Below are 3,637 nucleotides of genomic sequence, written 5' to 3'. Positions count from 1 at the left end.
CGGTTGGAGCGTAGCATATCAACACCATCCGTTCTACAATAGTTACCTATATTATACAACATTAACGCGGTGTCGTCTTAAACAAAATTAACATAAATAGGCTGTCGAGACTTTCTCGACAGCCTGACAGCGGCAGTCTCAGACTACCGCTGTTTTATTAAACTAACGTTTCTCGTTAGCGTAATGGGTTCATTGTCATTAGCCTCAACCGCTTACTTGTCTGCTCAGACTCCTGGCAACAGCTGGGGCATGATGCTTTTGCCATAATCCAAGACGTACTTATTAATCTCTGAGACAAGTTTTGTGTCCTTAGTTTTGTAGTGCACCTTGTTAATTACGAAGTAACCTGTACTAGAATATTGCTCATCACTCGAAAACATCAACGTAAAACGATAAAACAAAAAAGCCGCTAAAATAGCGACTTCAAATGGGACTATGCTCTTGTCCCCCGACAGTTAATCCAGATACAAAATCTCAATCTCGCCCGGAGCGAAGGATTGCTCTGCGTAATTCCCCCCCCAATCACAAAGCGATCTCAAAATGGGTTCAAGTGATTGACCCAGTTCCGTCGTTGAATATTCCACCTTAGGCGGTACCTGATTGTACATCTTTCTGCGAATTAATCCGTCTGTTTCCAGTTCCCGAAGAGTTTGAATCAGCATCTTTTGCGATATATTATGAACGAGTCGCTTAAGCTCTCCCGTCCGTTTAGGTCCTTTTATTAAATAGTACAGAACAAGCCCCTTCCACTTTCCTCCGATAACCTCTAGTGTAACTTCCAGTTCACAGAAAAATGTTTTCATATCAATACACCATCTCCCGATCTAAGAATATCCCCTTCATGTATCGCTTGATCCTTCAAGGATCACTGAAGGAAAAATTGAACGTTACATGGAGGGGATAATACAATCGCCTTTAAGTTGATTTAAAAATCTTTGTCGTTTGAAAATTACTATGTCCTGGTTAAACTTGAGCTACTCCGCCATCTACGAATAATTCAACGCCGTTCATATAGCTGCTTTCATTAGAGGCTAGGAACATGACAGCATTGGAGATCTCTTCAACCTGCCCCACTCTGCCGAGCGGAATATCATTTTTTGCCTGTTCCAGTAAATGATCTAGTTCAGAGCCAAATAACTCATCGTACGCCGGCGTTACGATTGTTCCCGGACTAAGGATGTTTATACGAATTTCGGTCCCTCTCATATCAAGAATCCAGCTGCGGACGAGCTGTCTGATCGCTGCCTTGGATGCACCATAGATACTAAACGCTGGCATCCCCGTCGAGCCAGCAGTGGATCCCGTTAGAATAATCGAACCTCTTTTATTTGGAAACAAAGCTAATGCCTTTTGTACTGTAAAGATGGTTCCTTTCACGTTGACATCGAAAGTCTTGTAGTATTGTGCTTCTGTAATTTCTCCTAATGGAAGCAATGACCCTAGTCCGGCATTTGCAAAGAGAATGTCCAAGTGTCCCTTTTCTCGCTTAACTGTTTCAAATAATATATCTAGATCTTCCGATTTAGATATGTCACCTCGGACACCTGTAACATTCTTTCCGATCTGCTTTACTGCTTCATCCAGTTCACGTTGTCTGCGTCCCGTGATAAAAACGTAAGCCCCTTCTTTTACGAACTGTTGTGCCGACGCGAGACCGATGCCGCTTGTACCTCCGGTTACAACTGCTACCTTCCCGTCAAATTTCCCCATTCTATTACACTCCTTTTATAATGATTTATATGGTATAGGATGCTCTGTCTGCTTCATGAACCTCCTATGAACGATAGTATGGGGGAAAAGTTACAAGAAAAACAGTACCCACTTTTTTGTGATATAGTCACCAAAAAGTGATAATTGAGGCGGCACAAGCGTTTGTTTTTACAGCCTAACAGATGGAAGTGAGCTCCATTAAGTTTGAGATTGTATATGTGCTTTTAATTTCTGCCGGACTTCTTTGTCCGGTTCTGTTGACCCAACAGGTGTCAATGCCCGACTGAAGACCACCATCTGAAATATGACTTATGACGTAATTGAAAAATTCTCCCTTCGGTTTTTGATAACCAATGCTTTGCGAATCAAAGATATCCTCGAAAAACTTATATAGCCCAGACTGCTTCAAGCGTTTGATTTGCGTGTGAGTGATACCATTCGTGATTACGAACATTCGATGGGTCTTTGATAAGCGATGACAGACATCCATTGCGCCTTCCATAAGCAATTGGTTTCCATCTCCCAACAATTCTCTATACAAACCTTCCCATTCCAAGCCGACCACGATTTCCCTCATTCTCAACATTGTAAAAGAGGGCTCCATTAATTACTCACCACATGATACCACGTATTTGAACTATCCTGCCCGTTAGCTTAAACAAGTACCGGCAGTCTAATGTGGTGTAGTGCTTATGAAAAGTAAATAAGCCCATAACCGTATTTGGAAGCAAATGAATTTTCCAATTTATAAGGGTATGGGCTCTCTTTGATCCTAAATAAGGCAGTGTAGGTTCTTATCACTTATAAAACATCATCGTCTGCTAATATACATTAGCATGTTGCTCTTATATGGTAAAAGCAATTTGTTGAGCTATCGTACCCGTCGTTCAATGCCAATCCCATTCCGAATAATGGTGATTATTAGGCCCTGTTAGAGCCTCGCGAACGTGATGTAATCGACTTGGACAGGCTCTACCGATTCGATCCGAAGCGCCCGGTTGATCTGTCCCCGGTGATATTGCCCATGTAAGAGGACCTGTGACAGGATGTCCCGGACGGACGTTTGGAACGGAACCCCGCTCTGATTCGCATAGTCGATCATCTCGTCCAACTCGGATTCCTCAAGTCCTTCGATATAGACGCGATATTGCTCGGCGTTTTCTTCGAACATCGTCCGGATCGCCGTCAGGTCTTCTGCTTCCTCCCACAACGAATATTGGGCGCTGCCCTTGCCCGGCAATCGGGACAGCCAGACTCGTTCCGCGACCGCGACGTGCCGAACCAGCTTCAGAAGGTCCTTGTTCTTCGTCTCACTCTTCTCGAGCGCGTCCAGGATGCGTCCGTCCGCCCAGTACAGGTGGTCCATCATGCACTTGATCGTCTTCATTTCGGTTTCCCCTCTTCGTCTCATCGATTACTTGAACCTACTATTAACCGTTAGTTTAAGCATTTAAATGAACTAAAACAACCTTTACACCAGCCTCATTTTTACGTTCAGCCTTGAAAAATCTTTGATACTTTAATTTCATAACTCTTCTCAGGCAGTGCCTTTTTTAAAAAAAATCATTTGGCTAGGTCTATTTTGTTATTGTCTTTTTCGGGTTTTTAGCTGCTTTAACTTTCATGGGAGTTCAATAAAAAAGGAAGCTCCAGCGCCAAATATTAATTAAAGAACATACGCGGGTAGCATGTAGTGCTTCTAAAGGAGCCTTATATTAATCCAAGCACTAAGAAAACGCTTTATTTGCTCAGTCTACAACTTTATTTTCTTTAAACAAAAAGAGAACCTCCACAGAGGTTCTCAGGCTGTCGAGAAAGTCTCGACAGCCTATTTTATGTTAATTTTGTTTAAGACGACACCGCGTTAATGTTGTATAATATAGGTAACTATTGTAGAACGGATGGTGTTGATATGCTACGCTCCAAC

At 42.7% G+C, this 3,637-nt stretch carries 4 protein-coding genes; all 4 read right to left on the bottom strand.

Annotated elements, in window-relative coordinates; translation table 11 throughout:
* Nucleotides 1-455: 455 nt before the first annotated feature.
* Nucleotides 456-803, bottom strand: coding sequence for a winged helix-turn-helix transcriptional regulator (locus ACWA2B_RS27750; protein WP_019685981.1), 348 nt, complete (start codon nt 801-803; stop codon nt 456-458).
* 160 nt (nt 804-963) lie between these two features.
* Nucleotides 964-1,710, bottom strand: coding sequence for an SDR family NAD(P)-dependent oxidoreductase (locus tag ACWA2B_RS27745; RefSeq protein WP_165149917.1), 747 nt, complete (start codon nt 1,708-1,710; stop codon nt 964-966).
* 175 nt (nt 1,711-1,885) lie between these two features.
* Nucleotides 1,886-2,296: an HAD family hydrolase gene (locus ACWA2B_RS27740; protein WP_238437971.1), complete on the bottom strand. Its 411-nt coding sequence runs from the start codon at nt 2,294-2,296 to the stop codon at nt 1,886-1,888.
* Nucleotides 2,297-2,641: 345 nt separating this feature from the next.
* Nucleotides 2,642-3,097: a DinB family protein gene (locus tag ACWA2B_RS27735; RefSeq protein ID WP_165150840.1), complete on the bottom strand. Its 456-nt coding sequence runs from the start codon at nt 3,095-3,097 to the stop codon at nt 2,642-2,644.
* Nucleotides 3,098-3,637: the final 540 nt, after the last annotated feature.

It is taken from the genome of Paenibacillus sp. CMM36 (assembly GCF_053570945.1).
Note: the sequence above shows the minus strand (reverse complement) of the source record. Positions and strands in the feature narration are given on the sequence as shown.

What these genes read in the sequence shown, in the direction of transcription:
- ACWA2B_RS27745 (WP_165149917.1), bottom strand. Translation starts at nt 1,710, where the DNA reads ATGGGGAAATTTGACGGGAAGGTAGCAGTTGTAACCGGAGGTACAAGC.
- ACWA2B_RS27735 (WP_165150840.1), bottom strand. Translation starts at nt 3,097, where the DNA reads ATGAAGACGATCAAGTGCATGATGGACCACCTGTACTGGGCGGACGGA.
- ACWA2B_RS27750 (WP_019685981.1), bottom strand. Translation starts at nt 803, where the DNA reads ATGAAAACATTTTTCTGTGAACTGGAAGTTACACTAGAGGTTATCGGA.
- ACWA2B_RS27740 (WP_238437971.1), bottom strand. Translation starts at nt 2,296, where the DNA reads ATGTTGAGAATGAGGGAAATCGTGGTCGGCTTGGAATGGGAAGGTTTG.